Genomic DNA, 24,235 nt, shown 5'->3' on the forward strand with positions numbered 1-24,235 from the left:
CGCCGCGCGTCCTGGGTGGCGCGGCTGACCGCGACGCGGCGCGGCACGCCTGACCAGCACCGGCTGGCCGCGCCCATCACCCCCACGTCAGGCGGGCCTCCCGGCCGGCCTCCTCTCCGGAAGGGAACACCCCAGCATGGCGGCAGCAGGAGCCGAGGGCGGACCGGTGGTCCCGGCCGCCAGCGCGGTGGCGTCGCGGGGCGGGACGCCCCGATGAACCCCGCCGACCAGGACCTCGCGCCGGCCGGCCCCGCCGGCTCGCTCCGCACCGCCGACCCGGCCGCGCGAACCACCACCGGGCGGCGCGGCCCGCGCCGACGGCTCGCGGCCGGATTGGTGGTGCTGGCCGTCCTGCTGGTCGCGGCCGCCGTGGCCAGCCTCGTCGTCGGCACCAGGCCCATCCCGTTCGGGATCGTGCTCGACGCCCTCCGCGACGTCGACCCCACCAATCCGGACCACCTGGTCATCTGGGAACTGCGGCTGCCCCGGACCCTGGTGGGGCTCCTGGTCGGCGGCGCGCTCGGCCTCGCCGGCGCCGTCATGCAGGGCGTCGCCAGGAACCCGCTGGCCGACCCCGGGATCCTGGGTGTCAACGCCGGCGCCTCCTTCTTCGTCGTGGTCGCGATCAGCCTGCTCGGCGTGACCACCCTGACGGGGTACGTGTGGTTCGGTTTCCTGGGGGCGGCGCTCGCCACCGCCGTGGTGTACGGGATCGCGGCGGCCGGCCGGGAGGGCGCGACCCCGGTGAAGCTCGCGCTCGCCGGCGCGGCGGTCAGCGCGGCCCTGACCTCGCTGACCACCGCCGTCCTGCTGACCGACGTGGACACCTTCGACCAGTTCCGCTTCTGGCAGGTGGGCTCGCTGGCCGGCCGGGATCTCACGATCTTCTGGCAGGTGCTGCCGTTCCTCCTGGTCGGAGTGGTCCTCGCCCTGTGCTGCGGCCGAGTGCTCAACACGCTCTCCCTCGGCGACGACGTCGCCAGGGCCCTGGGGCAGCGGGTGGCCCTCTCCCGGGGGTTGGCCGGCCTCGCCGTGGTGGTCCTCTGCGGGGCGGCGACGGCCGCCGCCGGCCCCATCGCGTTCATCGGGCTGACCATCCCGCACATCGCCCGCGCGATCACCGGCCCCGACCACCGGTGGGTGCTGCCCTACTCGATGATGTTGGCGCCGGTGCTGTTGCTGGTCGCCGACGTCCTCGGTCGTGTCATCGCCCGGCCCGGCGAAGTCCAGGTCGGCATCGTCACCGCCGTGATCGGAGCGCCGTTCTTCATCGCGCTCGTCCGCCGCAGCCGAGTCGCGGAGCTCTGATCCGAGGATGACGAAGAGCCTCCCGACACCCGCTCTGGACCGCGACGCCCTGGTCGGCACCGGAGACGGCGCGGACCTGCTCCGGGCCCGGCGGGTGGTGTCCGCCGCCCGCCTCCGGCGCGGTGGCCGCGCCACCGCCGTCACCCTGGTCCTCGCCGTCGCCGTCGTCCTCGTCTTCGGGGTGTCGCTGTCCCTCGGCGAGTTCCCGATCCCCCTCCGGGACGTCGCGGCCTCCCTGGTGGGCCTGGCCGATCCCGCGACCGAGTTCGTCGTCCGTGACCTGCGGCTGCCCCGAGCGCTGGTCGGGATCCTGGTCGGGGCGGCGTTCGGGCTGTCGGGCGCGCTGTTCCAGAGCATGGTGCGCAACCCGTTGGCGAGCCCGGACATCATCGGCATCACCTCCGGGGCGTCGGCGGCGGCGGTGTTCGGCATCGTCGTGCTGGGGTTGGGCGGTGTCGCCGTGTCCGTCAGCGCGTTGGCCGGCGCGATGCTCACCGCGCTGGCCATCTACCTGTTGGCCTGGCGGCGCGGTGTCAGCGGCTACCGGCTCGTCCTGGTCGGCATCGGCACCGCCGCGATCCTCAACAGCGCGGTGTCCTACCTGATGACCCGGTCGCGGGTGGACACCGCGCAGCAGGCGCTGGCCTGGATGACCGGCAGCCTCAACGCCCGCACCTGGGACCACGTCGTCCCGCTGACGATCGGCATGGCGGTGCTGCTGCCGCTCGTGGTCGCCCTCTCCCGCCCGCTGCGCGCCCTCCAGCTCGGCGACGCCGCCGCCACCAGCCTCGGGGTGGGGGTCGAACGGTCCCGGCTCGGGCTGGTCCTCGTCGCCGTGGCCCTGGCGGGGGTGGCCACCGCCGCCGCCGGCCCGGTGGCCTTCGTGGCGTTCCTGTCCGCCCCGATCGCCCGCCGGTTGACCCGGGGCGCCGGCCTGGCGCTGCTGCCCGCCGCCCTGGTCGGGGCGCTGGTGGTCGGCCTGGGCGATGTGGTGGGTCAGCACCTGGTCAGCGGGGCGCAGTTCCCCGTGGGCGTGGTGACCGGCGCGGTGGGCGCCCCGTACCTGTTGTGGCTGTTAGCCGTGTCGAACCGTGTCGGGCGCGGTGGATGAGGAGTGCGTGATGACTGACCGCCACAGCCTGCGGGCGGAGGACCTGCGGCTCGGCTACGGCAACCGGGAGGTGGTGCGCGGGCTGTCCGTCGACATCCCCCCGGGACGGGTGACGGTGATCGTCGGCGCCAACGCCTGCGGCAAGTCCACCCTGTTGCGGGGGCTCGCCCGGCTGCTGGCGCCGAGCGGGGGAACGATCCACCTCGACGGCAGGGACATCAACGGCATGCCCACCAAGGCCGTCGCCGCCGTCCTCGGCCTGCTGCCCCAGACGCCGACCGCACCCGAGGGCATCCGGGTCGCCGACCTGGTGGGCCGGGGCCGCTACCCGCACCAGGGCTGGTTCCGGCAGTGGAGCCAGGGCGACGACGAAGCCGTGGCGGAGGCGTTGCTGGCCACCGGGACCCTCGACCTCGCCAACCGGCCGGTCGACGAGCTCTCCGGTGGGCAGCGGCAACGGGTGTGGATCGCGATGGCCCTGGCCCAGCGGACCGACCTGCTGTTGCTCGACGAACCCACCACCTACCTCGACGTCAACCACCAGGTGGAGGTCCTGGACCTGCTCACCGACCTCAACCGGCGGCGGGGCAGCACGGTGGTCCTGGTGCTCCACGACCTGAACCTGGCCTGCCGCTACGCCGACCACCTCATCGCCATGAAGGACGGGCTGATCGTCACCCAAGGGGCCCCGGGCGAGGTGGTCACCGAGGAGGTGGTGGCGGACGTGTTCGGGATGGCCTCCCGCGTCGTCCCCGACCCGGTGTCGGGAACACCGATGATCGTGCCCATCGGCCGGCACCACGTCACCGCCGCGCCCCCGGTCCCGGTGGCCGGCGGCGGGAATCCCGGGCACGGTGGTTGAGGTGGGCCGGGACCACCTCCGCGCCGAGGTCGTCGCGGTGGACCGCGTCGGCCCCCGCGTCGTCCGGGTCACCTTCGGCGGACCGGAGCTGGCCGGGTTCGGCAGCGTCGGAACCCCTGACGAATGGTTCCGACTCGTGGTGCCCTCGACCGCCGCGCACGGCGGGGACCCGGAGCCGGCCGGCGGTGCCCCCGCCTACCGGGCCGAGGAGTTCGGCCGCTGGTACACGGTGCGGCGGTGGGACGCCGAGACCGCGTTGCTGACCGTGGACCTCGTGCTGCACGGACGGGGAGTCGCCGCTGCCTGGGCCGGCTCCGCCGCCGTCGGCGACGTCGCGTGGGTCGGGCAGCCGCGAGGCTCCTACGTCCCGCCACCGCCCGGGGTGCCGGTGGTCCTCGCCGGTGACCTGACCTCGCTGCCCGCCCTCACCCGGATCGTGTCGTCCCTGCCCGAGGCGACCCCGACGCGGGTGGTCGTGGAGGTGGGTGGCGCCGCCGACGAACAGCCCCTCGACGGGCCGGCCGACCTGGAGGTCCGCTGGCTGCGCAACCCCCGTTTCGGACGCGCGGGGAGCCTGCTGCCCGCCGCGCTGCGGGAACACCTCCCGGCGGGATTCGATCCGAGGTCCTGCCGCTACTGGATGGCCGGCGAGGCCACCGCGGCCCGGCTCGTCCGGCACCACCTGCGCCACGAGCTGCGCGTGCCCGACGGGCAGCACCACGCCGTCGGCTACTGGCGGCTGGACGGGGAGGAGTGGAACCGCCGGTTCGCGGCGTCCGGCATCGACATCGGCGCCATCTGGGACGCGGGACAGCGCGCCGGCCGCACCCAGGAGGAGATCGTGGACGACATCCACGCGCGACTCGTCGACGCGGGGCTGTGATCCGGCTCTCGCGGCCCCTTCGGTGGTGCCGCCCCCGTGTCAATCACCCACGAAAGCGTGACACCGTTCCTCACGCCGCGTTCCCGGGCCCGGAGCCCGGCGGGGAGAGGCGGCGCGATCACCCGATCAGGGGACGACCTTCCAAGGAGAAGAGGAACAGCGATGGACAGCAGCGGTGACGGGCCGGGCCCCGTCCCCCCGGCGCCCGAGCCTCGCCGGGGCGGTGGTCGTCCGCTCACCGCGAACCGGGTGTTGTGGCGCGCCCTGGCACGACACCGGTTACGCCTGACCGGCGGCATCCTCGGGCTGTCCGGCCACCAGGCAGCCGAGACGCTGGTCCCCGTCGCGATCGGGATCATCATCGACCGGGCGGTGGCGACCGGGGACCCGGGGGCACTGGGCCTGTCCGTGCTCGGGCTGGCCGCCTTGTTCACCGTGCTCGCCCTGTCCTGGCGGCTGGGCGCCCGGTCGCTGTTCGGCGCGATCCAGCAGGAGAACCACCTGTTGCGCGTGGAGACCGCCGGACGTGCCCTCGACCCCAGGGGGCAGCGCTCCGGGCTGGCCACCGGGGAGCTGCTCAGCGTCGCCACCTCGGACGCCGAACGCACCTCCGACGTCCTGCGTGACGTGCCCAGCTTCTTCTCCGGTCTGGTGGCCCTGGGCATCTCGGCGTTCGTCCTGCTGCGGATCGACGTCCCGCTCGGGCTCGGCGTGCTCGTCGGGGTGCCGGTGCTGGTCGTCCTGCTCCAACTGCTCGGCCCCCTGCTGACCCGCAGGGCCGGGGAGAAGCAGGCGGCCACGGCGCGAACCGCCGCGCTCGCCACCGACCTGGTGCGCGGCGTGCGCGCCCTCCGGGGCATCGGCGGCGAACCGAGCGCCGTGCGCCGGTACCGCGAGTCCAGTGACGACGCGCTCCGCCGCACGCTGCGGGCGGCCACCCCGCTGGGGGCGCACCGGGGCGCGACCACGGCGGCCAGCGGGCTGCTGCTGGCCGTGGTGGCCGGGTTCGCCGGTTGGCTCGCCGTGGACGGCCAGATCACCATCGGCGAGCTGATCACCGTGGTGGGGCTGGCCCAGTTCATCGCCGAACCGGTGCAACTGCTCGGGATCTGCGGGCAGGGCATCGCCGTGTCCAGGGCCTCCGCCGCCCGGCTGGTCACCCTCCTCACCGCGCCGCCCGTGGTGCGGCCGGGCTCCGCCCGGCTCCACGGGTTCCGGGAGCTGCGGTTCGACGGCGTCGCGCACGGCTCGCTGCGGTCACTGGACCTCACCGTGCGGGCCGGCGAGTTCGTCGGGGTCGTCGTGGACGACCCGAGGGACGCCGATGCGCTGCTGGCCCTGCTGTCCGGGCGGGTTCCGGCCGCCGACCACGAGGGGGAGCTGGTGGTCGACGGCGTCGCCGTGTCCGAGGTGGACATCGACGAACTGCGGCGGACGGTGCTGGTGGAGACCCACCACGTCACGCTCTTCGAGGGGACCCTCCGGGACGCGGTCACCTCCGGCCGCGAGGTCTCCGCCACCGGCCTGGAGCGCGCGTTGCGGGCCGCGGCCGCCGACGAGGTGGTGGCCACCCAGGCCGAGGGGCTGGACACCGAGGTCCTGGACCGGGGGGCCTCGCTGTCCGGCGGGCAGCGGCAACGGATCGCCCTGGCCAGGGCACTGCTGGCGGACCCGCCGGTCCTGGTGCTCCACGACCCCACCACTGCGGTGGACGCGGTCACCGAGGAGGTCATCGCCCTCGGCGTGGCCGAGCTGCGCCACCCCGCCACCCACCCTCCCGGTGCCGACGACCCCGACGCGGGCGGTCGGGACGAACGACCGGCGGGCGGTGACGGGGAGGGCCCGCCAGCGGGCGGCCCGAGGACGACGCTGCTCATCACCAGCAGTCCGGCGCTGCTGGCCCGGGCCGACCGGGTGGTGGTCCTCACCGACGGAGTGGTGCGCGCCGAGGGCACCCACGCCGACCTGGCGGCCACCGACGAGACCTACCAGCGGGGAGTACTGCGATGAGCGCGGAGGCGGGGACCGGCGGCCGCCGCCGGCGGAGGCGTTCGGCGGCGGCGGCCGCCGAGTTCGACACGGCGACCTCGGCGGCCGACCGCCTCCCGGTCGCGACACCGCGCCAGGTCTGGCGGGTGCTGCGGGGCGAACTGGCCCGCCAGCCGTGGACGACGAGCGCCGCGTTGGGCGCCTGCCTGCTCGGCAACGCCTTCGGTCTGGTGGCCCCCTGGGTGCTCGGCGACCTGGTCGACACCATCGCGGCTGGCGGTCCGGACGCCGACGGGTCCGCCGTGCTGTGGACGGTCGCGCTCATCGCCGGTGCGGCGCTGCTGGGTGGCCTGCTCACCGGGGTGGCCACCGCGCTGATCGCCCGTGCCGGCGAGACGGTGCTGGCCCGGCTGCGGGAACGTGTCGTGGACCGCGCCCTGCACCTGCCCACCACCACCCTGGAACGGGTGGGCAGCGGGGACCTGCTCTCCCGGGTGGGCGACGACGTGTCGATCGTCGGCCGGATCGTGACCAACCAGGCGGCGGTGCTGATCTCGGCGTTCTTCACGGTCGTCCTGACGGTGGGTGGCCTGCTCACCCTGGACTGGCGGCTCGGGCTGGCCGGCATGGTGACCCTCCCGATGTACGTGTTGTCACTGCGCTGGTACCTGCCGCGTTCCGGCCCCGGTTACGCGGCGGAACGGGTGGCCATCGGGGAGAGGTCACAGGCCCTGGTCAGTTCCCTGCACGGGGTGGACGCGGTGCACGCGCACCGGCTGGGCGAGGCCCGGATGGGGTTGGTCACCGACCGCTCCGCGCGGTCCCGGGACATCTCGGTCCGGGTGTTCCGGCTGTTCACCCGGTTCGCCTCCGGCGCCAACCGCGCGGAGTGCGTGGGACTCGTGGCGATCGTCGTCACCGGGTTCCTCCTCGTCAGGGCCGACATCGTGACGGTCGGCGCGACCACGGCGGCGGCCCTGTACTTCCACCGGCTGTTCTCCCCGCTCGGCGCGTTGCTGTTGTCCTTCGACGAGGTGCAGTCGGCGGGGGCGAGCCTCGCTCGCCTGGTGGGCGTCGCGCGCCTCCCGGCGACCCCCGAACCGGAGGCACCGCCCCGCCCCGCCGACGCGGGCCTGCGGATCGAAGGGGTGAGCCACCGCTACGACGGCGGTCCGCTGGTGGTGGACGACGTGACCCTGGTGGTGGAGCCGGGTGAGCGGGTCGCCCTCGTCGGCGCCAGCGGAGCCGGGAAGACGACCCTGGCCGCGATCGTCGCCGGCCTCCTCGACCCGGCGGAGGGCTCCGTCCGGGTGGGCGGTGTTCCGCTCGCCGAGCTGGGACTCCGCCAGCTGCGCCGCCACGTCATGCTCGTCAGCCAGGACGTGCACGTCTTCTCCGGTCGGCTGGTCGACGACGTGCGCCTGACCGCACCGGACGCGTCGGAGGCCGAGGTGCTCACCGCGTTGGAGGCGGTGGGCGCCCGCCGCTGGGCGGAGGGCCTGCCGGGGGGCATCGAGACCCGGGTGGGCGAGGAGGGCCACCCGCTGACGGCGCCGCGGGCCCAGCAGTTGGCCCTGGCCCGGCTGGTGCTGGCCAACCCCTCGGTGGCGATCCTCGACGAGGCCAGCGCCGAGGCGGGCAGTTCCGGGGCCCGTGACCTGGAACAGGCCGCCCTCGCCGCCACCGAGGGGCGGACGTCGTTGGTCGTCGCGCACCGCCTGCCCCAGGCGGTGGCCGCCGACCGCGTGGTGGTGATGGACCACGGGCGCATCGTGGAGGTCGGTTCGCACGAGGAACTGGTGGCCGCCGGTGGCCGCTACGCGCGGCTGTGGGCGGCGTGGGAGGGCAGGGACCGCGAACCGCTGCCGGGCTGAGCGCGTCCCAGCCGCCCCCGTCCTCCCCTTGGCCGCCCTCGCCGCCTGCTCAGCCGACGGCGGCGGTGATCGGGGCTTCCCAGTCGACCCGGTACTCGTAGAGCCATCGCTGGTCGACGGCCTCGGCCCTGGCCATCCGCCGGAAGACGACGGGCAGCGCGAGATCCCGCACCACGCGCGCCACCGGCCCGGGGGCCTTCTGGTCCCCGTTGCGCTTGCCCTGCGCGACGACCCGCTCCACCCGGTCCCGCCGCGACGCCGTGTAGGTGGCGAGCGCGGCGGGGTGGTCGGGCACGTCCCGCAGGCACTTCGCCAGCACCAACGCGTCCTCGATGGCCAGTGACGCGCCCTGCCCGGAGGAGGGTGAGGTGGCGTGCGCCGAGTCCCCGACCAGCACGCAGCGGTCGGTGTGCCAGGTCGGCACGGACGGCAGGTCGTAGGTGTTCCAGGGCGGCATGATCCGCTCGGTCGCGGCGATGATCCTGGCCGCGGGCGTGCGGTCGCGCGCGACGAGCTCCAGGAGGTGCGCCCGCCACCACGTCGGGTCGATCGCGTCCAACTCCTCCTGGCTGGCCTCCTGGGCGCGGGGCGGGTTCGCGAACCACCACACCTCCCCGTCGGGGTGGCGGTAGTAGGCGAAGAAGCAGCGACGCCCGAAGACCATGTTGGCCACGCCCGGCTCGGCGTCCACCGGCACTCCCGGCGCGAAGCCCCCCGTGTTGAGCAGGCCGACGTACCGGCCCGAGGGCGCGCCAGGGTCGATCGCCCCGCGCACCCGGGACCGCAGCCCGTCCGCGCCGACCAGCAGGTCGCCGGTCGCCTCGCTCCCGTCGGCGAAGCGCGCGGTCACCCCGTCCGGGCGTTCGGTGAGGCCCACCAGGCGGCGGCCGTACTCGACGCGCACCCCCTCGTCGAGGGCCGCGTCCCGCAACGCCCGGTAGAGGTCGGACCGGCGGACCGTCCTGGTCACGGTGCCGTCGGGCAGCGCCCCGCCCTGGGCGAGCTCGGCGAGGAAACGGCCGGAACCGGTGCGGAAGGCCATCCGTGGCGTGTCGAACCCGGCGGCGAGCGCGCGTTCCAACAGGCCCAGTTCGGCCAGGGCCGACTGGCCGTTGGTGGCGACGCCGAGGTAGGCGCCCACGCCGTCGGCGGTCCGGTCGTACCCCTCGTACACGACCGGATCCAGCCCAGCCCGGCGCAGCGCCACCGCCGCGACCGTTCCCGCTATTCCTCCCCCGATCACCAGCACCCTCGTCATCGCCATCCCCTCCCCGGGGTCATAGTATGACTATACATAAAATGACTATACTCGCAAGCTGGCTAGGGTGTGCCCATGTCCGGTCGTCCCTCCCGAAGGTCACCGCTGGCGATGGCCCTGCTCGCCCTGCTCGCCGAGGCCCCGACGCACGCCTACCGCCTGCGGGAACTCATCCGGGAGCGCAGGAAGGACCAGGTGGTCAACGTCGCGCAGCGCAACAGCGTGTACCAGACGCTCGATCGCCTGCTCCGCGACGAGCTGGTCCAGGTGCGCGACACCGAACGGGTCGGGGACCGACCGGAGCGCACCGTCTACGAACTCACCGACGAGGGCGCGGCCACCCTCGACGGATGGCTGCGGGAGATGCTGTCCACCCCGGCACGGGAGTTCCCCGAGTTCCCGGCGGCCCTCGCCTTCCTCCCCCTGCTCACCCCGGACGCGGCACTCACCCTGCTGGCACGGCGGGCGGAGGCGCTCCGACGCACGTTGGCGGACCTGGACGCCGAGGAGGCACGGGTGGCGGGGGCGCTCCCCCGGGTCGTGCTCCTGGAGGGCGAGTACCAGCGCGCCACCGCCCTCGCGGAACTGCGGTGGCTGGAGGCGGTGACCGAGGACCTGCGCACCGGAGCCCTCGACTGGAACCGCGAGGACCTCGACGCCATCGCCGCCCGCTTCGAACCACGGGGGTGAGGCGGTGCTTCCCGAGAGCCCCAGGCCGCAGCCCCTCCGGCGCACAACCACGAAGGGACCACCTCGACCGTGGCACGCATCGGCATCACCGGCCATTCGAACCTGAGCCCGGACTCGGTCTCCCTCGTGGAGACCGCCCTGCGGGACCACCTGCGGGCGGAGGGCGACGGCGAGCTGGTCGGCGTGACCTGCCTGGCCCGGGGCGCCGACCAGATCTTCGCTCGTGCGGTGCTCGCCCTGGGCGGCACCACCACCGTGGTGCTCCCCGCCGAGGACTACCGGGAACGCGAGGTCGGACCCGACAACGCGGCCGAGTTCGACGCGCTGATCGACAGGGCCACCGATGTCGAGGTGATGCCGTTCGAGAGGTCGACTCGTGATGCCTACGTCGCGGCCAGCGAACGGGTGTTGAACCTCGTCGAACGGCTGGTGGCCGTGTGGGACGGCCAGTCGTCCGACGGTCGTAGCCGCACGGCGGACGTCGTGGCCGCCGCCCGCGAACGAGGGATCCCCGTCGTGGTGATCTGGCCGGAGAACGCCCGTCGGGCGTGACCGCCGGCGGGGCGCCGAGCCCGCGCCGATCAGCGGTCGTGGATGACATCCCCGTCCAGAATGTCCCCCAACCGGCACCGCCACGTCCCAGCCGGGGGCGGCACGGCGGACGGCCCACCCCCGGGGCACCCCGCTCACTCCCAGCGGAAGAAGCGGATCGCGATCGGCCAGATCAGCAACACCGTCACCCCCATCACCAGGAAGGGCTGGAGCGACAGCGCCTCCCCCGCCCAACTCGCCCGCAAGGCCTGCGTGACCGCACCCACCGGGGTGAGATCGCCGATCTGGCGCACCAGTTCGGGCAGGTCCTCGCGGGGGACCATCGCTCCACTGAGGAACATCATCGGCACCAGCAGGATCGAGCCGATGCCGTTGGCGATGTTCGCCGTCCTGGAGATCCCGGCGATGAGCATGGTGATCGACAGGGTGGTGACCATCGCGCACAGGTAGACCAGCAGGAACGCCGGCAGCGACCTCGGCGGCGCCAGGCCGTGGACGAGCGCGCCGCCGACCAGGACGGCCACCACCGCGAGGACCGAGATCAACGCGCCGATGGCGAAGTTCGCCACGAGCAGCCCGACCCGGGGAGCCGGGGTGGTGGACAACCTGCGGAGAATCCCCCTCTCCCGCACGGTGACGATCTGCTGCGGCATGAGCTGGAGCGAGATGATCAGCAGCGCGATGCTCAGCGCGATCGGGGCCATCACGACGTCGAAGGCGCGGAGCCCGTCCAGCCCGGGGATCGGGTCCATCATGTCGGGCAGGTTCGCGAACAGCAGCAACAGCACGACGGGGAACCCGATCCCGAAGAACAGCAGCGCCCAGTCCCTGCGGAGCAGCCGCAGTTCCATCCGGGTCATCCGACCCGTCGCCCGCAACACCCTGTTCACGCCGCCTCCTCGGTGAGCTGCCCGGTGATCGCGAGGAAGGCGTCGTCCAGGCTCGCGTGTTCCACGCGGAGGTTGGACGGGGTCACGCCGGCCGCCCCGAGCAGCCGGGAGACGGCGAAGACCAACTCGCCCTCGCCCCGCACCGTCACCGCCGCACCGTCGACCACGACCTCGGTGACCACCGGCAGTGCCCGCAGCTCCTCGACGGGCACCGGTTGGGTGGTGTGGAACCGCATGCGCTGGGTCGAGCCGGCGGCCGAGGCCAGGCCCTCGGGGGTGTCCAGTGCGGCTACCCTGCCCCGGGCGATGACGGCGATCCGGTCGCAGAGGTGCTGCGCCTCGGCCATGAAATGGGTGACGAGCAGGACTGTCACCCCCCGGTCCCGCACCCGCTCGACGACCTCCCAGGTGTCCCGGCGGGACTTCGGGTCCAACCCGGTGGTCAGCTCGTCGAGCACCGCGAGCCTGGGGTTGCCGACGAGCGCGAGGGCGATCGCGACCCGCTGCCGCTGGCCCCCGGAGAGCTTCCCCCAGTAGGCGGAGGCGCGGTCCCGCAGGCCCAGGGTGTCGATCAGCTCGTCGGGGTCGGCCGGATCGGCGTAGAAGGAGGCGTAGAGCCCAAGCGCCTCCCGCACGGTCATCTTCGGCTGGAGTTCGCTGTGTTGCAGCTGGACACCGACGGTCTCGCGCAACGCGTCGCGATCGGTGTCCGGGTCGTGGCCGAACACGCTCACCCGCCCGCCGTCTCGCCTCCGCCGCCCGGTGAGGCATTCGACGGTGGTGGTCTTCCCCGCCCCGTTGGGTCCGAGGATGCCGAAGATCTCCCCGCTCTCCACGCTGAACGAGACGTCGTCGACGGCGACGTGGTCGCGGTAGGTCTTGCGCAGTCCCTCGACTTCGATCACTGGCATGGCGTGCTCCCGCTGTCGGTGGTGGGTGGGACGGCGACCAGCGCTCGGTCGAAGGTGGTCACGAGCTGCTCGCCGGCCTCGGTGAGGTCGGTGTCCGGTTCCTCCAGCCAGCCGGCGATGACGGCGTCGATGGCGCCGCCGATGGCCTGGGCGAGGACCCGGGCGTCGAAGTCGCGGAACTCGCCGGCGGCCTGCCCGGCGCGGAGGAGGTCCGCGAGGGAGCGCCACCGCGCGCCCGCGTCGCCGGGGTCGAAGGAGTCGCCCGCCTCGGCACTGCCGCCGTCGTACGTCGCGGCCTCGGCGATCACCCGCACGTGGGTGGGGTTGTCGCGCATGTACCCGACGAGGGCGCGGATGTAGGCGGCGAGGGTGGACCGGACGTCGGGGTGGTCGGCGAGTTCCTGCTCGAACCGGGCGCCGAGGGCCGCGTAGATCTGGCCGAGCGCGGTCTCGATCACCTCTCCCTTCCCGGTGAAGTGGTAGAGGATCACCCCCTTCGACACGCCGGCGCGTTCGGCGATCCGCACCAGTGACGCCTTCCGGTACCCGAACTCGGAGATCACCTCGATGGCGCAGGTGACGATCTGCGCCCGCCTGGCCTCCTCGATGAAGGTCCGCTCCTTCTGACTCCTGAGACTTTTTTCTGACCCCACGGTCAGAAGTATGCACCAGCTGGTCAGTTCTCGACACCCAGGGCCAGGACACGGCCCACCCACCACAGCCGAGGCCGCTCCTGCGGGTCGGTGGTCGGAGGTCGGGCCAGCGGGCGGGAGCGGACAGCGTGGTCCCCATGCCGGTCACCTCCGCACGACTGGAACACCTCACCTGATCACCGACGGACCTCTCCCCGCTGCCGTCCCAGGAGCGGGCGTCACTCCGACGTCTGGCCGGCGGGCGCACTGCGGCCTCGGCCAAGGACCTCCTCAGCGCGGGCACGTGCCACCCGCACGGCCAGGGGGCACAGCGGCGACCGGCACGAACTCGCGCTCACCCCCGTGGGCGCAGCGGCGGCGGGGGTCGCCACCTGCGGCCGGTGATCAGGCGAGGCGCGGCCGGGTCGTCAGGAGGCGGCAGCGCGCCGAGTTCCTCGGCCACCGGCCCCACCCGGCCGTCCCGGCACCAGACCACCCACTCGCCGTAGCAGACCCGCACCGCCTCGACCTCGCTCGCGCCCCGGATGACGCACCAGTCCACCGTGGAACAGCCGGGCCACTCGAAGTACCCCACCAGCGCCCCCGGCCCCCGGGTCAGGGACACCCAACGCCAGCCCCGGCGGGTCAGGGCGTACACCGCCGCCAGCTCCGGTACCACCGCGATCGCCTGCCGTGCCGTGTTATCCACTCCGGTTCTCCTCGCACACGTGGGGGCGGACCCGGCTCCCGGGATGCGGCACCGGCTCGGGGCGGGATGCCCCCGCCCCGGCCAGTCGCGATCACTCGGACGAGTCCGTACTTCGCGAATCCGCCCCTGGCGTCGGCCGGGTCGACGGTGTCGACAGCCGATCGACAGGGGATGGGCGTTTCCGCCGGCGGTCGAGCGCCCAGCGGCGATCGCCGACCGAGGGCGGTGTCGACGACGGCGAGGGGTAAGGCGGTAGGGACGGAGCGGACGCGGAACCGGGCGAGGGCGGGCACGATCACGGCGGCCTCCGGGAGGGCGTTCGGGGATTCGGGGAAGGGCCGCCCGGGCGGGAGCTCACGACCGGGGAGGAGGGTGTCGGAGCTCGACCGCCCGGACGACCGGGTCGGGATGTGGACGTGGTCGGGATGTGGACGTGCGGAGGTGCTGATCAGGACGGGACGAGAGGCCTGACCACCCCGACGGGCACGACGTCCCGACCTCCGCAGCGGGCCGTCCGTTCGTGGTCACGGCATCGGCGCGCTTCTCGTTGGGAATGCTCCCGGGCCGCGCCACTGGTCACCGCCCAGCTCCGGGCCTCCCGGGTGGTTCGCCGGGCCCGCCGAACTCGGCAGACCATCGCCAGGCGGGGAACGATGGCGCGATCGACCCACTCGACGAGCCCGAGGGCGGCCAGGGCGATCGCGGCACCCACCGTCATGCTCAACACCGTCATGAGGCACGACCGTTCGACAGGGGTGGCAACGGGAGGACTCCGCTGAGCACGGTTTCCCACCCCGTCCGCGATGCCGGGACGTCCGGGGCCTCCCGGCATCGCCAGTGATGCCGCCCCTCCCGCTCGGGCAGCCGAGAACGCGCGGGCTGCCGCTCCCCGTGGCCGGTGGCGGCGTGACTCACCGAGTAGCCGAGCACCGCCCGACGCGCCGGCTCCCCCACCCCCACCGGCGACGCCCCCCTGGGCGCCGTGCGCACCGGCGCGGGCCGACGGGCGCACGACGCACGCGCCTCGAAGACCCGGGCGGAACGGTCGGGCGGGCTTGCCTCGATGCCGGCTATCTCGACGACGAACCGGACTCCGCCGCTCGTCACCAGGGCGCGGACGAAGCGCGATCGGCGGCGTCGCGACTGCCTGCACACGGCTACGAGTACGGCGATTACGGCCAGTAGCATGGCTACCGGGATGGGATCGACGGGCATTGCGTCGGTTCCTCTCGTCACGAGGGGCCGGGCGGCCTGCCAGTTAGCCCGGCCCCTTCTTCTGCGCACCCCTACCCAGGGTTGCGATACGCTGTTACGCAACCACCCTAGGTAATGCAACTTCTCGCCAACAAGCTTCGGTACCCATGAGAAGTTGCATTCCACTCGAAGTGGTGATCGATCGTCCAATTCGGAGCGTCACTACGCTGACACGCGAAGCGATGGAGGTACCCGTTGAGCGATCCGACCGTTCGGCAACGCCTCGTGGCCCGCACACTCCGACAGTGGCGGGCGGACGCGGGCATGGTGCTCGACGACGTCACCAGCCGCCTGGGATGGTCCCGATCCAAGCTGTCCCGCCTGGAACGAGCCGAGACGATCCCTGGCCCGGCGGAAGTGATCGTCCTGGCGACGATCTACGACATCCCCACACCCGAACGGGACGAGTACGCGGCCCTGGCCTCACACCACCGTCGCGATGACTGGGCGCGGGCCTATCCCGAGGACACCATCACCGGGGAACTCCAGGACTTCATCGAGCTCGAGTCAGAGGCGAGCAAACTCGAGAACTTCGAGGCGGTCCTCATCCCTGGATTACTCCAAACCGCCGAATACGCCGCTGCCGTAGCCGCCGGTTGGGACTGTGGCGTTCCCGATGACGACATCGCCGTCGCACACCGAACGGAGGTTCGTGTACGGAGACAAGCCCGACTTCACTCCGACAAGCCCCTCCTCCTGCACGCCGTGGTGCACGAACTAGCTCTGCGCAGTGTGATCGGCGGAAGTCAGGTGATGCGCAGGCAGCTACACCACCTTGCCGCCTCCGCCGAACGCCCCAACATCACCCTGCAGGTGCTACCCGCCTCAGCCGGAGCGCACCCGTCCTTCGGGTCAACCTTCGCGATCTTGCACCACGGCGAACACACGACGCCCACGGTCTTCCTCGATACCTTGATTCGCGGGATCTTCATCCAGGAACCAGAGGACGTTGAGCGGTGTAAGATCACGTTCGAGCGTCTACGAGACTTCGCGCTGAACAGCACGGAGTCCGTACGTTTGATTCGAGCCGTAGCAGCGGAGATCACAACTGACGAGGTTGGGGGAGCACGATGGTAACCGCCGAGGCAGGATGGTCTTGGCGCACATCCTCCCGTAGCAACGACAACGGGCAGTGCGTTGAGATCGGGCGCTCACGCGAGGCGTCCGGCACCGAAGTGGCCGGCATCCGCGACACCAAGAACCGCGACGGCGGAACCCTACGCCTCGACAACGCCACCCTCACCACCTTCCTCAACGCGGTCAAAGTTGGCCGCTTCTGAGCTCGGCTGAACCTTCACGAAACCGTGCTCGAGGTGAGACACCAGGATTCTCCGAGCCTACCCGCTGAACGCGATGAGGCCATCCTGGAAGTTCAGAGCTGACGTTCCGGGAAGTGACCGTGGATTCCTCGCTCTGGTCGGCGGCCGTTCGCGCGTCTCAGGGCGTCCGAGCCTTCGAGTCATCCGCCAGGAGCTGGTCGGGATCCGGGATCCGGTAGGTGGGAAGTGGCGTGGTGAACCAGCTCCGGTCGACCGCGAGCCCGGTGCGCAGCTCGACGGCCGCGAAGCTTGAGGCGTTGGGCCACTCGTCATCGAACACGGTGTCCTCGGCCCATGCGGGAACGAGGTCGCCAGCGCCACCCGGCTCCGCGATGAGGAACGGGTTGAACCAGGACACGACGGCGCCGCCCCGGGCCTCCACCACCCGCCGCGTGCCGGACATGCTCCAGTGCACGCTGAGGAAGAAACCCCTCGACGACGCGCGGCGCGCGATCCCGGGCAGACTGCCCGCCCACCCGTTCGGCTCGATCATGACGGTGCGCGACCCTTCGGTGAGCACCTGGACATGGAAGTAGGAGCCGAAATCCTCCTGCGGAACCCACGCGTCGTCATGTGTCAGAAGAACAGGCCCCCTTCCGCTGCCACCGTAGGCCGACACCACCTCGTCCACTGAACCGCAGGTGGTTACGGCGAGCGTGAGCACCAGGTCTTCGTCCTGGTCGGCCCAGCGGTACTTCTCGATCAGCTCCCGCATGTCGACTGGTCCTCCGCGATGTCCCGTCCCCGGTACGGCTCAACCGCGACCCGATGGGGGTTGCTGATGACGACGAGGAAATCGTCTCCAGCCCTTATTCCCTGCCACCGGTACGCGGCCGCAGGGGTTCCCCCTTGGCAGTCCTGTTCCCGCGCCGGAACCTCCTCGGTACGGGCACCGATGCCCCCCTGAACCGTCGAGGCGAAGGCGTACTCGTCACACGAGCCGTCTACATGCTTTTTGACGAAGCCACCACAGGCGGCCTTGTAGTTCGCGTGCCGTGACACGCCGCTGCGGGTGAGGACGTGCTCTTTGCCCTCGCTCCAGGCGGGCGAGATATTCCGAGTAATGTGCGGCATCCTCGCCGCATCCATGATGACAACCTTGACCTCCCCACAACGCTTCTGCCTGAGCACCCGCGTTGTCGTGCACTTCCGCACCATGGATGCCGCGTCGTCGGCAACCATCACCGCCTCGTCGCCCACCCCGATGACAACTGGTTCGCCGATCAGCGCACCTCGTACGGCGTCCTCCACCTCGTCCACCCCGAAGTAGGCCACCGCGCCTCCGACAAGCAACAGCGGAAGGAGGAAGCCGCCTTTGGCTTTCGTGGCCACCCGGCTCCCCCCCTATCGCGCACACCGAGTGCACCTCATAGGCAATCCACGTTGTACAGTCAAGTACGACAGTAGCCGCCAGTCTCCGGGATTCCGTTTCCTACGACGCGCGGCCACCGGGGAGATCACCAGTCCCCACAAGCCGTACGCGCGGCGGGCTCATCGCGGCGGCACCGCACCGCGATCGAATTTCTCCGGAATCGGATCACGACCAGCGCCGACAGTGGGAGCGAGCGGTTCGGCAGGAGCGCTGCCCGAGCGAGCCCCAGGTAACCCGCCGACCGCCCTCCCGGCACCGGCTGCCCGTGCTGGCTTGAGTCTCATGCCGCTTGAGACCCGATAGTGGGCACCGTGAACGAGAACGAGCTGTACTCCATCGGCGACGTGGCGCGCCGCACCGGGCTGAGCGTCAGCGCCGTCCGCTACTACTCCGACGCGGGAATCGTCACCCCGACCGAGCAGACCCCCGCCGGCTACCGGCACTACGACGTCCAGGCCATCGCGCGCCTGGAGTTCGTGCGCACCCTCCGCGAGCTCGACGCGGGCCTGGACGACATCCGCCGGGTGCTCGCCGGTGAGACGACGCTCCACGACCTCGCCGCCGCGCACCTGGCCGTGGTCGAGGAGCAGACGCGCCGCTTCCAGGCCAGGCGGGCCGTGCTGCGCAGCATCCTGCGGCAGGACACCCCGGACGGCCAGGTGGTGCTGATGCACCGGCTCGTCTCGATGTCCGACGAGGACCGGGAACGGCTGCTCGACGAGTTCTGGGCCGAGGTGTCCGAAGGCCTCGACGTCAACCCCGCGATGATCGACCGCCTCAGCCAGACGCGGGCGGTCCTGCCGGACGACCCCACCCCCGAGCAGCTGGAAGCGTGGATCGAACTGGCCGACCTGGTGCGGGACGAGGACTTCCGCGCGGCCGTCCGCAGCCACCTCCGCGAGGAGTACTCGACGGAGGCGGGGCGGATCATGTCCTCCTCGTCGATGCTCGACTCCATCGACGAGGGAACCCCGATCATGGCGGAGGCGATGGAGGCCCGCCGGGCCGGGATACCGGTGGACTCGTCCCGGGCCCGGGACATCGCCGACCGGTACTCGGCCTGGCTCTCCGGGGTGTGCGGCAAGCCGGACTGCCCGGAGTTCCGCCAGGAGTCGGCGGGGCAGCTGCGGACCGCCCTGGAGCTGCACGGCACCAGGAACACCGAGGCCGATCCCCACTGGGATTCGCCGTCCACCGGCCCCCACGACCGGTACCTGGACCTGGTGGCCACCATCAACGGGCACCCCACGAACGACGAACTCGTCGACATGATGGCCGACCAGGTGCCCTACGCCTGGCTCGCCGACGCCCTCACGGCCTCCGCCAGCTCCTCCGAGCCGGGGACGGCTGCCTGAACCAGCCCGCCGGTGGACGGGACGGGCCGAGGACGCGGCGGGCCGGCGGCGCGGCGCCGCCCCGCAGCGGGGTTCAGGCGCTGCGCCGGGCGAGGAACACGTACTCCCGGTCAGGGCGGTCGGGGGCGTCCCGGACGTCCCGCACCTCGAACCCGGTCGCCACCAGGCTCTCCTCGACCTCGTCCCGGGTGCGGAACCGCAGCGTCGAGTCGGAGGCGAGGACGGTGTCCTCGGCCAGGAACCGGTAGACGTGCCGGAAGGACACGAACGGCAGGGCCACCTCGGTCACCTCAACGCGCGCCTCCACCGGCCCCTCCCCGGGCACCTCGCGGACGACGGGGGTGGCGACGGCCCACTTCTCCCAGGCCCGGCGCTCGGGCCGTCGGGTCTCGAACACCAGGTGACCGCCGGGGCGGAGGGCGGCGCGCGCCGCGCGCAGGGCGCCGAGCCAGTCGTCGTCTCCGAGGAAGACCTGTGCGACGTTCCCGGTCATCACCGCGAGGTCGGCGTCGACGGCCGGGGCCGCCGTGGCGTCGCCGTGGACCCAGGTGATCCGTCCCGCCGGGTCCTTCGCGCGGGCGGCCCGCAGCGACTCCGCCGCCGGGTCGACGCCCACGACCTCGTACCCGCGCTCGGCGAGCAGGACGGCCAGGGAACCGGTGCCGCAGCCGAGGTCGAGCACCCGGCGGGCACCCAGTTCGTCGACGATGGCGAGGTAGTGGGTCAGGTCGTCCCGCTCACCGTCGAAGGTGTCGTAGAGGGCGACGAGCCTGGGGTGGGTGAAGATCGCGTCCGGCATCGGGCGACGCTATCCGCGTGGCCCCGGTTCGGCCACGGCTTTTCCGGTGCGCTGGGGCCCTCCCGCTCCCGACCCGGCACCGAGCGGGTCCTCCTCGCCGGGAGGACGGACCGGAACGGCGTCCCCGGACGCGGGCGGCTGGTCCGCCGGGGCGCGCCAGGCCCGGCCGGCCGCTCCTCCGAGCCTCAGAGCAGTGCCCGGCCGCTCACCCGTCGTTCGAGGTCGAGGAGGGTGCGTTTCCGTTCCACGCCCCCGGCGTAGCCGGTGAGGCCGCCGGCGGAACCCACCACCCGGTGGCAGGGCACGATGACGCTGATCGGGTTGCGGCCGTTGGCCAGGCCGACGGCCCGGGACGCGGAGGGGCGACCCATCCTCGCGGCAAGCTCGCCGTAGGAGACCGTCTCCCCGTAGGGGATGGCGCGGAGCTGGGCCCAGACCTGCTGTTGGAAGGGTGTTCCGTGCGGCGCCAGCGGCAGGTCGAAATCGGTGCGCCGCCCGGCGAAGTACTCCGCCAGCTGCTGGGCGACCATGTCGAACCCGGTGTCGTCCCGCGTGCCGAAGGTGTCGCCGTCCGGGCGGTGGCGGTGCTCCTCCATGTAGACGCCGGCCAGCACGCCGTCGGTCGCGACCAGGGTCAGCGCCCCGATCGGGCTGTCGACGACGGTGTGGGTTCGACGCCCGTCGGGCGTCGCTGCGGTGCTCATGTCGAAATCTCCCTGCGAACGTCGTTCTCTCACATGGTCCGCCCCGCCGGAGGGGCGCTGCTCAGGCGGGTAAGCGGTTCATGAGGTGGCTGGTGGTGGACCACAGGTACTGCACGGCGTAGGCGCGCCAGGGCCGCCACGCCTCGGCACGGCGGGTCAGCGCCCCGGGCGTGTGCGGCAGCCCCAGTGCCCTGGTCGCGTGCCGGATCCCCAGGTCGGTGGCGACGAAGGCATCCGGGTCGCCGAGTGCCCGCATCGCGATCGTCTCCACCGTCCAGTCCCCCAGGCCGGGCAGCGGCCGGAGTTCGGCGCGGGCCCGGTCCCAGTCCGCCCCTGGGCCGAGGTCGAGGTCTCCCGCCGCCAGCCGGGCGACCAGGGTGGTCAGGGTGGCCCGCCGGGTGCGGGGCAGGGCGAGGCTGTCCGGGTCGAGACCGGCCAGGGTCCCCGGTTCGGGGAAGAGGTGGGTGAGGCCACCGTCCGGTGCGGCCAGCGGTTCCCCGTGGGCGGCGACCAGCCGGCCGGCGTGGGTGCGGGCGGCCGCCGTGGAGACCTGCTGGCCGAGGACGGCGCGGACGGCGAACTCCGGCCCGTCCGCCGCGCGGGGAACGCGCCGGCCCGGGCCGGCGTGGACCAGCGGCGCCAAGGCGGGATCGCCGGTGAGCAGCTCGTCGACCGCGACCGGGTCGGCGTCGAGGTCCAGCAGCCACCGGCACCGGTTGATCGCGGCGGACAGGTCGCGCAGGTCGGAGAGGGTGAGCCGGCACCCGATGTGGTCGGTCTCCGGTCGCAGGGCCACCACGGCCGGTCCGTGGGGGAGTCGCAGCGCGCGGCGGAACGCGCCGTCGCGCCACTCCTCGACACCGGGGACCGCGGTGACCGCGAGGTGGCCGAACAGGCTGTCCGGGGTGAACGGCCGGCGGAACGGCAACCGCACGGCCAGGGTCCCCGGGGTTCGGGGCGGCGCTCCACCGCGCACCCTCGACCGCAGATCGGTCGGGGTGAGGCCGAAGACCGCCTGGACGGTGTCGTTGAACGAGCGGACGCTGGCGAAGCCGGCGGCGAAGGCGACGTCGGCCATCCGCAGGCTGGACGTCTCGATCAGCAGACGCGCGGTCTGCGCCCGCTGGGCCCTGGCCAGCGCCAGCGGCCCCGCGCCGAGCTCGGCCACCAGTTGCCGCTCCACCTGGCGGGGGCCGTAGCCGAGGCGGGCGGCCAGGCCGGGAACGCCGTCCCGGTCCACCACCCCGTCAGCGATGAGCCGCATCGCCCTGGCCACCAGGTCCGCCCGTTCGTTCCACTCGGGTGAGCCGGGGCTGGCGTCCGGGCGGCATCGCTTGCACGCCCGGAACCCCGCCTGCTGCGCCGAGGCGGCGCTGGGGTGGAAGCTCATGTTCTCCGGTTTGGGTGGCACCACGGGGCAGCTGGGTCGGCAGTAGATGCCGGTGGTGAGCACCGCCGTGTAGAACCACCCGTCGAAGCGGGCGTCCCTGGACCGCACCGCTCGCACGCACCGGTCCCGGTCGAGAAGCATGCGACCAGCATGCCCCAGTTCAGGGGGCTGCTCTGGCAGGAATCCGACATCACCCTCCGGTGGCCCGCCCCGGTCCCTCCTGGCGCTGGGGCGGGTGTCCGACCCGGTCCGGGGCCAGTCGCACCGGCATCCGGCGGGCCCGCACCGCCCGCCGCAGCTCGTGGGCGATCGTGGTGAACTCGGCCTCGCGGCCGGCGCTGTCCCGGTACACCACCCCGATCCGACGTCCCGGCTTCGGGGAGGCGAACCGGCTGACCCGCAGCTGGTTGCGGCGGGTCTCCAGGCTCACGGCGCTCGCCGGCAGCAGCGTCACCCCCATGCCCGCCGCCACCAGCTGCACCAGGGTGGTGAGGCTGGTCGCCCTGGCCGCGGTCTCCACGCCGGTGCCCACCTCGCGGCAGACGTCGAGGGCCTGGTCCCGCAGGCAGTGCCCCTCCTCCAGGAGCAGCACGTCCAGGTCCCGCAGCGCCTGCCGCGAGATCACCTGCCGCTCCGCCAGCGGGTGGTCCTTCGGGGTGACCAACACGAAGTCCTCCGCGTAGAGGAGGAGCGCGGCCAGGTTGCGGTCGACCACCGGCAGGGCGAGCACGGCGAGGTCCAGTCGCCCGGTGGTGGCGCCGTCGAGCAGCGGCGCGGTCCGCTCCTCGTGGACCTCGATCTCCAGTTCGGGGAAGGCACGGCGGAGGGCCGGCAACGCGACGGGCAGCAGGTAGGGGGCGACGGTGGGGATGATGCCCAGCCGCAGCCGGCCGGTGAAGGGACGACCGAAGACCGCGACCTCGGTCACGAGGGCGTCCATCGCATCCAGCACGGCCCGGGCACGTGGCACGAGTCGCTCACCGGTCGCGGTGAGCATCACCCGGCGTGTGGTGCGTTCCACAAGGCGCGCGCCCAGCGCGTCCTCGCAGGCGGCGATCGCCGCCGACAGGGTGGGCTGGGTCACGCCCAACGAGGAGGCGGCGGCTCTGAAGTGCAGGAACTCCGCGACGGCGAGGAACGCCCTGAGCTGTGCCAGGCTCGGCGCGCGCTCACTGATCGGCATGGCCGATCAGTGTAGGTGGCGGAGTCGATTTCCCCTATCAATGCTGGCGGAGCAAGGTTGGTGGCGCATTCGGAGCAACACGACAGGAGAGAACGTGCTCACCGTTGGCCAGCAGTTTCCCGAGTACGCGCTGACCGCGTGCGTGTCCCTCGACGCCGACAAGGCGTTCGAGACGATCGACAACAAGTCGTACCAGGGCAAGTGGCGCGTCGTCTTCTTCTGGCCGAAGGACTTCACCTTCGTCTGCCCGACCGAGATCGCCACCTTCGGCCGGCTGAACGAGGAGTTCGCCGACCGCGACGCCCAGGTGCTCGGCGTCTCCGTCGACTCGGAGTACGTGCACCACGCGTGGCGGAAGAACCACGACGACCTGCGGGACCTGCCCTTCCCGATGCTAAGCGACATCAAGCGGGAACTCTCCGAGGCCTGCGGCGTGCTCGGTGGCGACGGTGTCGCCCAGCGGGCCACCTTCATCGTCGACCCCGACAACGAGATCCAGTTCGTCATGGTGACGGCCGGTTCCGTTGGCCGGAACGTGGAGGAGGTGCTGCGGGTGCTCGACGCCCTCCAGACCGACGAGCTGTGCCCCTGCAACTGGAACAAGGGTGAGGGCACCCTCGACGCCGCGAAGCTGTTGGACGCCTGATGTCACTGGACGCGTTGAGGAGCGCGCTGCCCGCCTACGCCAAGGACACCAAGCTGAACCTCGGTTCGGTGATCGGCACCTCCACGCTGCCCAAGCAGCGGCTGTGGGGCACGGTGCTGGCGGTGGCGATCGCCTGCCGCAACGAGCAGGTGCTGCGGGAGCTGGAGTCCGAGGCCAGGGAACACCTGTCCGAGGAGGCGCTGAACGCCGCGAAGGCGGCCGCCTCGATCATGGCGATGAACAACATCTACTACCGGTCGAAGCACCTGATCGGCGACGCCGAGTACGACAACCTGCCGGCGCGGCTGCGCATGCAGGTCATCGGCAACCCCGGTGTGGACAAGGTGGACTTCGAGCTGTGGTCGTTGGCGGTCAGCGCCATCACCGGTTGCGGTGTCTGCCTGGAGTCGCACGAGAAGACGCTGCGGAAGTCGGACCTGCCCCGGGAGACGATCCACGAGGCACTGCGCGTGGCGGCCGTGGTGCACGCCGCCGCCGTGACGCTGGACGCGGAGCGGGTGCTGTCCGGGGTGTGACCCCCGAC

Annotated in this window: 25 protein-coding genes; 13 read left to right on the plus strand and 12 right to left on the minus strand. The window is 72.5% G+C overall.

Going from position 1 to position 24,235, the window contains the following annotated elements:
* Positions 1-213 precede the first annotated feature (213 nt).
* From C1701_RS15790 to C1701_RS15815, 6 genes are all read left to right on the plus strand, one after another.
* The gene (locus C1701_RS15790) at positions 214-1,308 is read left to right on the plus strand and encodes a FecCD family ABC transporter permease (RefSeq protein ID WP_030228188.1); all 1,095 of its coding nucleotides are present in this window, start codon (positions 214-216) and stop codon (positions 1,306-1,308) included.
* Positions 1,309-1,315: 7 nt separating this feature from the next.
* The gene (locus tag C1701_RS15795; RefSeq protein WP_103056123.1) at positions 1,316-2,419 is read left to right on the plus strand and encodes a FecCD family ABC transporter permease; all 1,104 of its coding nucleotides are present in this window, start codon (positions 1,316-1,318) and stop codon (positions 2,417-2,419) included.
* Between the two features lie 10 nt (positions 2,420-2,429).
* Positions 2,430-3,281, plus strand: coding sequence for an ABC transporter ATP-binding protein (locus C1701_RS15800; RefSeq protein ID WP_030105716.1), 852 nt, complete (start codon positions 2,430-2,432; stop codon positions 3,279-3,281).
* Position 3,282: 1 nt separating this feature from the next.
* Positions 3,283-4,164 carry a siderophore-interacting protein gene (locus C1701_RS15805; RefSeq protein ID WP_051313992.1) on the plus strand — a complete coding sequence of 294 codons (882 nt, stop codon included), beginning with the start codon at positions 3,283-3,285 and terminating at the stop codon, positions 4,162-4,164.
* A gap of 162 nt (positions 4,165-4,326) precedes the next feature.
* The gene (locus C1701_RS15810) at positions 4,327-6,174 is read left to right on the plus strand and encodes an ABC transporter ATP-binding protein (RefSeq protein WP_103056124.1); all 1,848 of its coding nucleotides are present in this window, start codon (positions 4,327-4,329) and stop codon (positions 6,172-6,174) included.
* The gene (locus C1701_RS15815) at positions 6,171-8,027 is read left to right on the plus strand and encodes an ABC transporter ATP-binding protein (RefSeq protein ID WP_026419011.1); all 1,857 of its coding nucleotides are present in this window, start codon (positions 6,171-6,173) and stop codon (positions 8,025-8,027) included. The genes C1701_RS15810 and C1701_RS15815 overlap by 4 nt, the downstream gene beginning before the upstream one ends.
* A gap of 49 nt (positions 8,028-8,076) precedes the next feature.
* Here C1701_RS15815 and C1701_RS15820 read toward each other — a convergent pair whose 3' ends face one another.
* Complete coding sequence (locus C1701_RS15820) at positions 8,077-9,285, minus strand: FAD-dependent oxidoreductase (protein ID WP_026419012.1); 1,209 nt, start codon at positions 9,283-9,285, stop codon at positions 8,077-8,079.
* Positions 9,286-9,360: 75 nt separating this feature from the next.
* On the opposite strand from C1701_RS15820, the gene C1701_RS15825 reads away from it, so the two are divergent.
* On the plus strand, positions 9,361-9,975 hold the full coding sequence (locus tag C1701_RS15825; protein WP_337661728.1) for a PadR family transcriptional regulator: 615 nt from the start codon (positions 9,361-9,363) through the stop codon (positions 9,973-9,975).
* A gap of 69 nt (positions 9,976-10,044) precedes the next feature.
* Positions 10,045-10,527 (plus strand): hypothetical protein, encoded by a 483-nt coding sequence (locus C1701_RS15830; protein WP_103056126.1) that lies wholly within the window; start codon positions 10,045-10,047, stop codon positions 10,525-10,527.
* A 134-nt stretch (positions 10,528-10,661) separates the two neighbouring features.
* Here C1701_RS15830 and C1701_RS15835 read toward each other — a convergent pair whose 3' ends face one another.
* From C1701_RS15835 to C1701_RS15855, 5 genes are all read right to left on the minus strand, one after another.
* Entirely contained in the window at positions 10,662-11,417 is a 756-nt protein-coding gene (locus C1701_RS15835; RefSeq protein ID WP_051313993.1) for an ABC transporter permease, read from the minus strand.
* Positions 11,414-12,328, minus strand: a complete 915-nt coding sequence (locus C1701_RS15840) for an ABC transporter ATP-binding protein (RefSeq protein WP_103056127.1) — start codon at positions 12,326-12,328, stop codon at positions 11,414-11,416. Before C1701_RS15840 ends, C1701_RS15835 begins: the two co-directional genes overlap by 4 nt.
* On the minus strand, positions 12,319-12,981 hold the full coding sequence (locus C1701_RS15845; RefSeq protein WP_051713428.1) for a TetR/AcrR family transcriptional regulator: 663 nt from the start codon (positions 12,979-12,981) through the stop codon (positions 12,319-12,321). Before C1701_RS15845 ends, C1701_RS15840 begins: the two co-directional genes overlap by 10 nt.
* A gap of 334 nt (positions 12,982-13,315) precedes the next feature.
* Positions 13,316-13,669, minus strand: coding sequence for a hypothetical protein (locus C1701_RS15850; RefSeq protein ID WP_337661729.1), 354 nt, complete (start codon positions 13,667-13,669; stop codon positions 13,316-13,318).
* Between the two features lie 448 nt (positions 13,670-14,117).
* Entirely contained in the window at positions 14,118-14,402 is a 285-nt protein-coding gene (locus C1701_RS15855; protein WP_030105726.1) for a hypothetical protein, read from the minus strand.
* Positions 14,403-15,118: 716 nt separating this feature from the next.
* On the opposite strand from C1701_RS15855, the gene C1701_RS15860 reads away from it, so the two are divergent.
* Both C1701_RS15860 and C1701_RS15865 read left to right on the plus strand, forming a co-directional pair.
* Positions 15,119-16,000, plus strand: coding sequence for a helix-turn-helix domain-containing protein (locus C1701_RS15860; protein ID WP_337661730.1), 882 nt, complete (start codon positions 15,119-15,121; stop codon positions 15,998-16,000).
* Complete coding sequence (locus tag C1701_RS15865; protein WP_103056130.1) at positions 15,994-16,203, plus strand: DUF397 domain-containing protein; 210 nt, start codon at positions 15,994-15,996, stop codon at positions 16,201-16,203. The genes C1701_RS15860 and C1701_RS15865 overlap by 7 nt, the downstream gene beginning before the upstream one ends.
* 157 nt (positions 16,204-16,360) lie before the next feature.
* Here the strand turns inward: C1701_RS15865 and C1701_RS27510 are convergent, their stop codons facing one another.
* Entirely contained in the window at positions 16,361-16,957 is a 597-nt protein-coding gene (locus tag C1701_RS27510; RefSeq protein WP_337661731.1) for a hypothetical protein, read from the minus strand.
* Entirely contained in the window at positions 16,945-17,574 is a 630-nt protein-coding gene (locus C1701_RS15875) for a NucA/NucB deoxyribonuclease domain-containing protein (protein ID WP_103056132.1), read from the minus strand. The genes C1701_RS27510 and C1701_RS15875 overlap by 13 nt, the downstream gene beginning before the upstream one ends.
* 351 nt (positions 17,575-17,925) lie before the next feature.
* Here C1701_RS15875 and C1701_RS15880 point away from each other — a divergent pair, with 351 nt between their 5' ends.
* Positions 17,926-18,969, plus strand: a complete 1,044-nt coding sequence (locus tag C1701_RS15880; RefSeq protein ID WP_103057065.1) for a MerR family transcriptional regulator — start codon at positions 17,926-17,928, stop codon at positions 18,967-18,969.
* A gap of 73 nt (positions 18,970-19,042) precedes the next feature.
* On the opposite strand, the gene C1701_RS15885 is transcribed toward C1701_RS15880, so the two are convergent.
* From C1701_RS15885 to C1701_RS15900, 4 genes are all read right to left on the minus strand, one after another.
* Positions 19,043-19,768 carry a class I SAM-dependent methyltransferase gene (locus tag C1701_RS15885; protein ID WP_103056133.1) on the minus strand — a complete coding sequence of 242 codons (726 nt, stop codon included), beginning with the start codon at positions 19,766-19,768 and terminating at the stop codon, positions 19,043-19,045.
* A 185-nt stretch (positions 19,769-19,953) separates the two neighbouring features.
* A complete protein-coding gene (locus tag C1701_RS15890) occupies positions 19,954-20,472 on the minus strand; it encodes a methylated-DNA--[protein]-cysteine S-methyltransferase (protein WP_103056134.1) in 519 nt (172 codons plus the stop codon).
* A 61-nt stretch (positions 20,473-20,533) separates the two neighbouring features.
* Positions 20,534-22,003, minus strand: a complete 1,470-nt coding sequence (locus tag C1701_RS15895; protein ID WP_103056135.1) for an AlkA N-terminal domain-containing protein — start codon at positions 22,001-22,003, stop codon at positions 20,534-20,536.
* 49 nt (positions 22,004-22,052) lie between these two features.
* On the minus strand, positions 22,053-23,045 hold the full coding sequence (locus C1701_RS15900) for a hydrogen peroxide-inducible genes activator (protein WP_103056136.1): 993 nt from the start codon (positions 23,043-23,045) through the stop codon (positions 22,053-22,055).
* A gap of 94 nt (positions 23,046-23,139) precedes the next feature.
* Between C1701_RS15900 and C1701_RS15905 the strand changes: the two genes are divergently transcribed.
* Together C1701_RS15905 and C1701_RS15910 are read left to right on the plus strand one after the other, a co-directional pair.
* Positions 23,140-23,691 carry a peroxiredoxin gene (locus tag C1701_RS15905; protein ID WP_026419027.1) on the plus strand — a complete coding sequence of 184 codons (552 nt, stop codon included), beginning with the start codon at positions 23,140-23,142 and terminating at the stop codon, positions 23,689-23,691.
* Positions 23,691-24,227: a carboxymuconolactone decarboxylase family protein gene (locus C1701_RS15910; protein ID WP_026419028.1), complete on the plus strand. Its 537-nt coding sequence runs from the start codon at positions 23,691-23,693 to the stop codon at positions 24,225-24,227. Before C1701_RS15905 ends, C1701_RS15910 begins: the two co-directional genes overlap by 1 nt.
* Positions 24,228-24,235: the final 8 nt, after the last annotated feature.

The sequence above is a fragment of the Actinoalloteichus sp. AHMU CJ021 genome, from assembly GCF_002895405.1.
Lineage (GTDB): Bacteria > Actinomycetota > Actinomycetes > Mycobacteriales > Pseudonocardiaceae > Actinoalloteichus_B > Actinoalloteichus_B caeruleus.

Bases quoted from the DNA above. Each gene is read 5' to 3' on its own strand.
- C1701_RS15795 (WP_103056123.1), top strand. From the start codon at position 1,316: ATGACGAAGAGCCTCCCGACACCCGCTCTGGACCGCGACGCCCTGGTC.
- C1701_RS15895 (WP_103056135.1), bottom strand. From the start codon at position 22,003: ATGCTTCTCGACCGGGACCGGTGCGTGCGAGCGGTGCGGTCCAGGGAC.
- C1701_RS15840 (WP_103056127.1), bottom strand. From the start codon at position 12,328: ATGCCAGTGATCGAAGTCGAGGGACTGCGCAAGACCTACCGCGACCAC.
- C1701_RS15800 (WP_030105716.1), top strand. From the start codon at position 2,430: ATGACTGACCGCCACAGCCTGCGGGCGGAGGACCTGCGGCTCGGCTAC.
- C1701_RS15910 (WP_026419028.1), top strand. From the start codon at position 23,691: ATGTCACTGGACGCGTTGAGGAGCGCGCTGCCCGCCTACGCCAAGGAC.
- C1701_RS15825 (WP_337661728.1), top strand. From the start codon at position 9,361: ATGTCCGGTCGTCCCTCCCGAAGGTCACCGCTGGCGATGGCCCTGCTC.
- C1701_RS15810 (WP_103056124.1), top strand. From the start codon at position 4,327: ATGGACAGCAGCGGTGACGGGCCGGGCCCCGTCCCCCCGGCGCCCGAG.
- C1701_RS15790 (WP_030228188.1), top strand. From the start codon at position 214: ATGAACCCCGCCGACCAGGACCTCGCGCCGGCCGGCCCCGCCGGCTCG.
- C1701_RS15890 (WP_103056134.1), bottom strand. From the start codon at position 20,472: ATGAGCACCGCAGCGACGCCCGACGGGCGTCGAACCCACACCGTCGTC.
- C1701_RS15865 (WP_103056130.1), top strand. From the start codon at position 15,994: ATGGTAACCGCCGAGGCAGGATGGTCTTGGCGCACATCCTCCCGTAGC.
- C1701_RS15820 (WP_026419012.1), bottom strand. From the start codon at position 9,285: ATGACGAGGGTGCTGGTGATCGGGGGAGGAATAGCGGGAACGGTCGCG.
- C1701_RS15885 (WP_103056133.1), bottom strand. From the start codon at position 19,768: ATGCCGGACGCGATCTTCACCCACCCCAGGCTCGTCGCCCTCTACGAC.
- C1701_RS27510 (WP_337661731.1), bottom strand. From the start codon at position 16,957: ATGCGGGAGCTGATCGAGAAGTACCGCTGGGCCGACCAGGACGAAGAC.
- C1701_RS15815 (WP_026419011.1), top strand. From the start codon at position 6,171: ATGAGCGCGGAGGCGGGGACCGGCGGCCGCCGCCGGCGGAGGCGTTCG.
- C1701_RS15900 (WP_103056136.1), bottom strand. From the start codon at position 23,045: ATGCCGATCAGTGAGCGCGCGCCGAGCCTGGCACAGCTCAGGGCGTTC.
- C1701_RS15855 (WP_030105726.1), bottom strand. From the start codon at position 14,402: ATGACGGTGTTGAGCATGACGGTGGGTGCCGCGATCGCCCTGGCCGCC.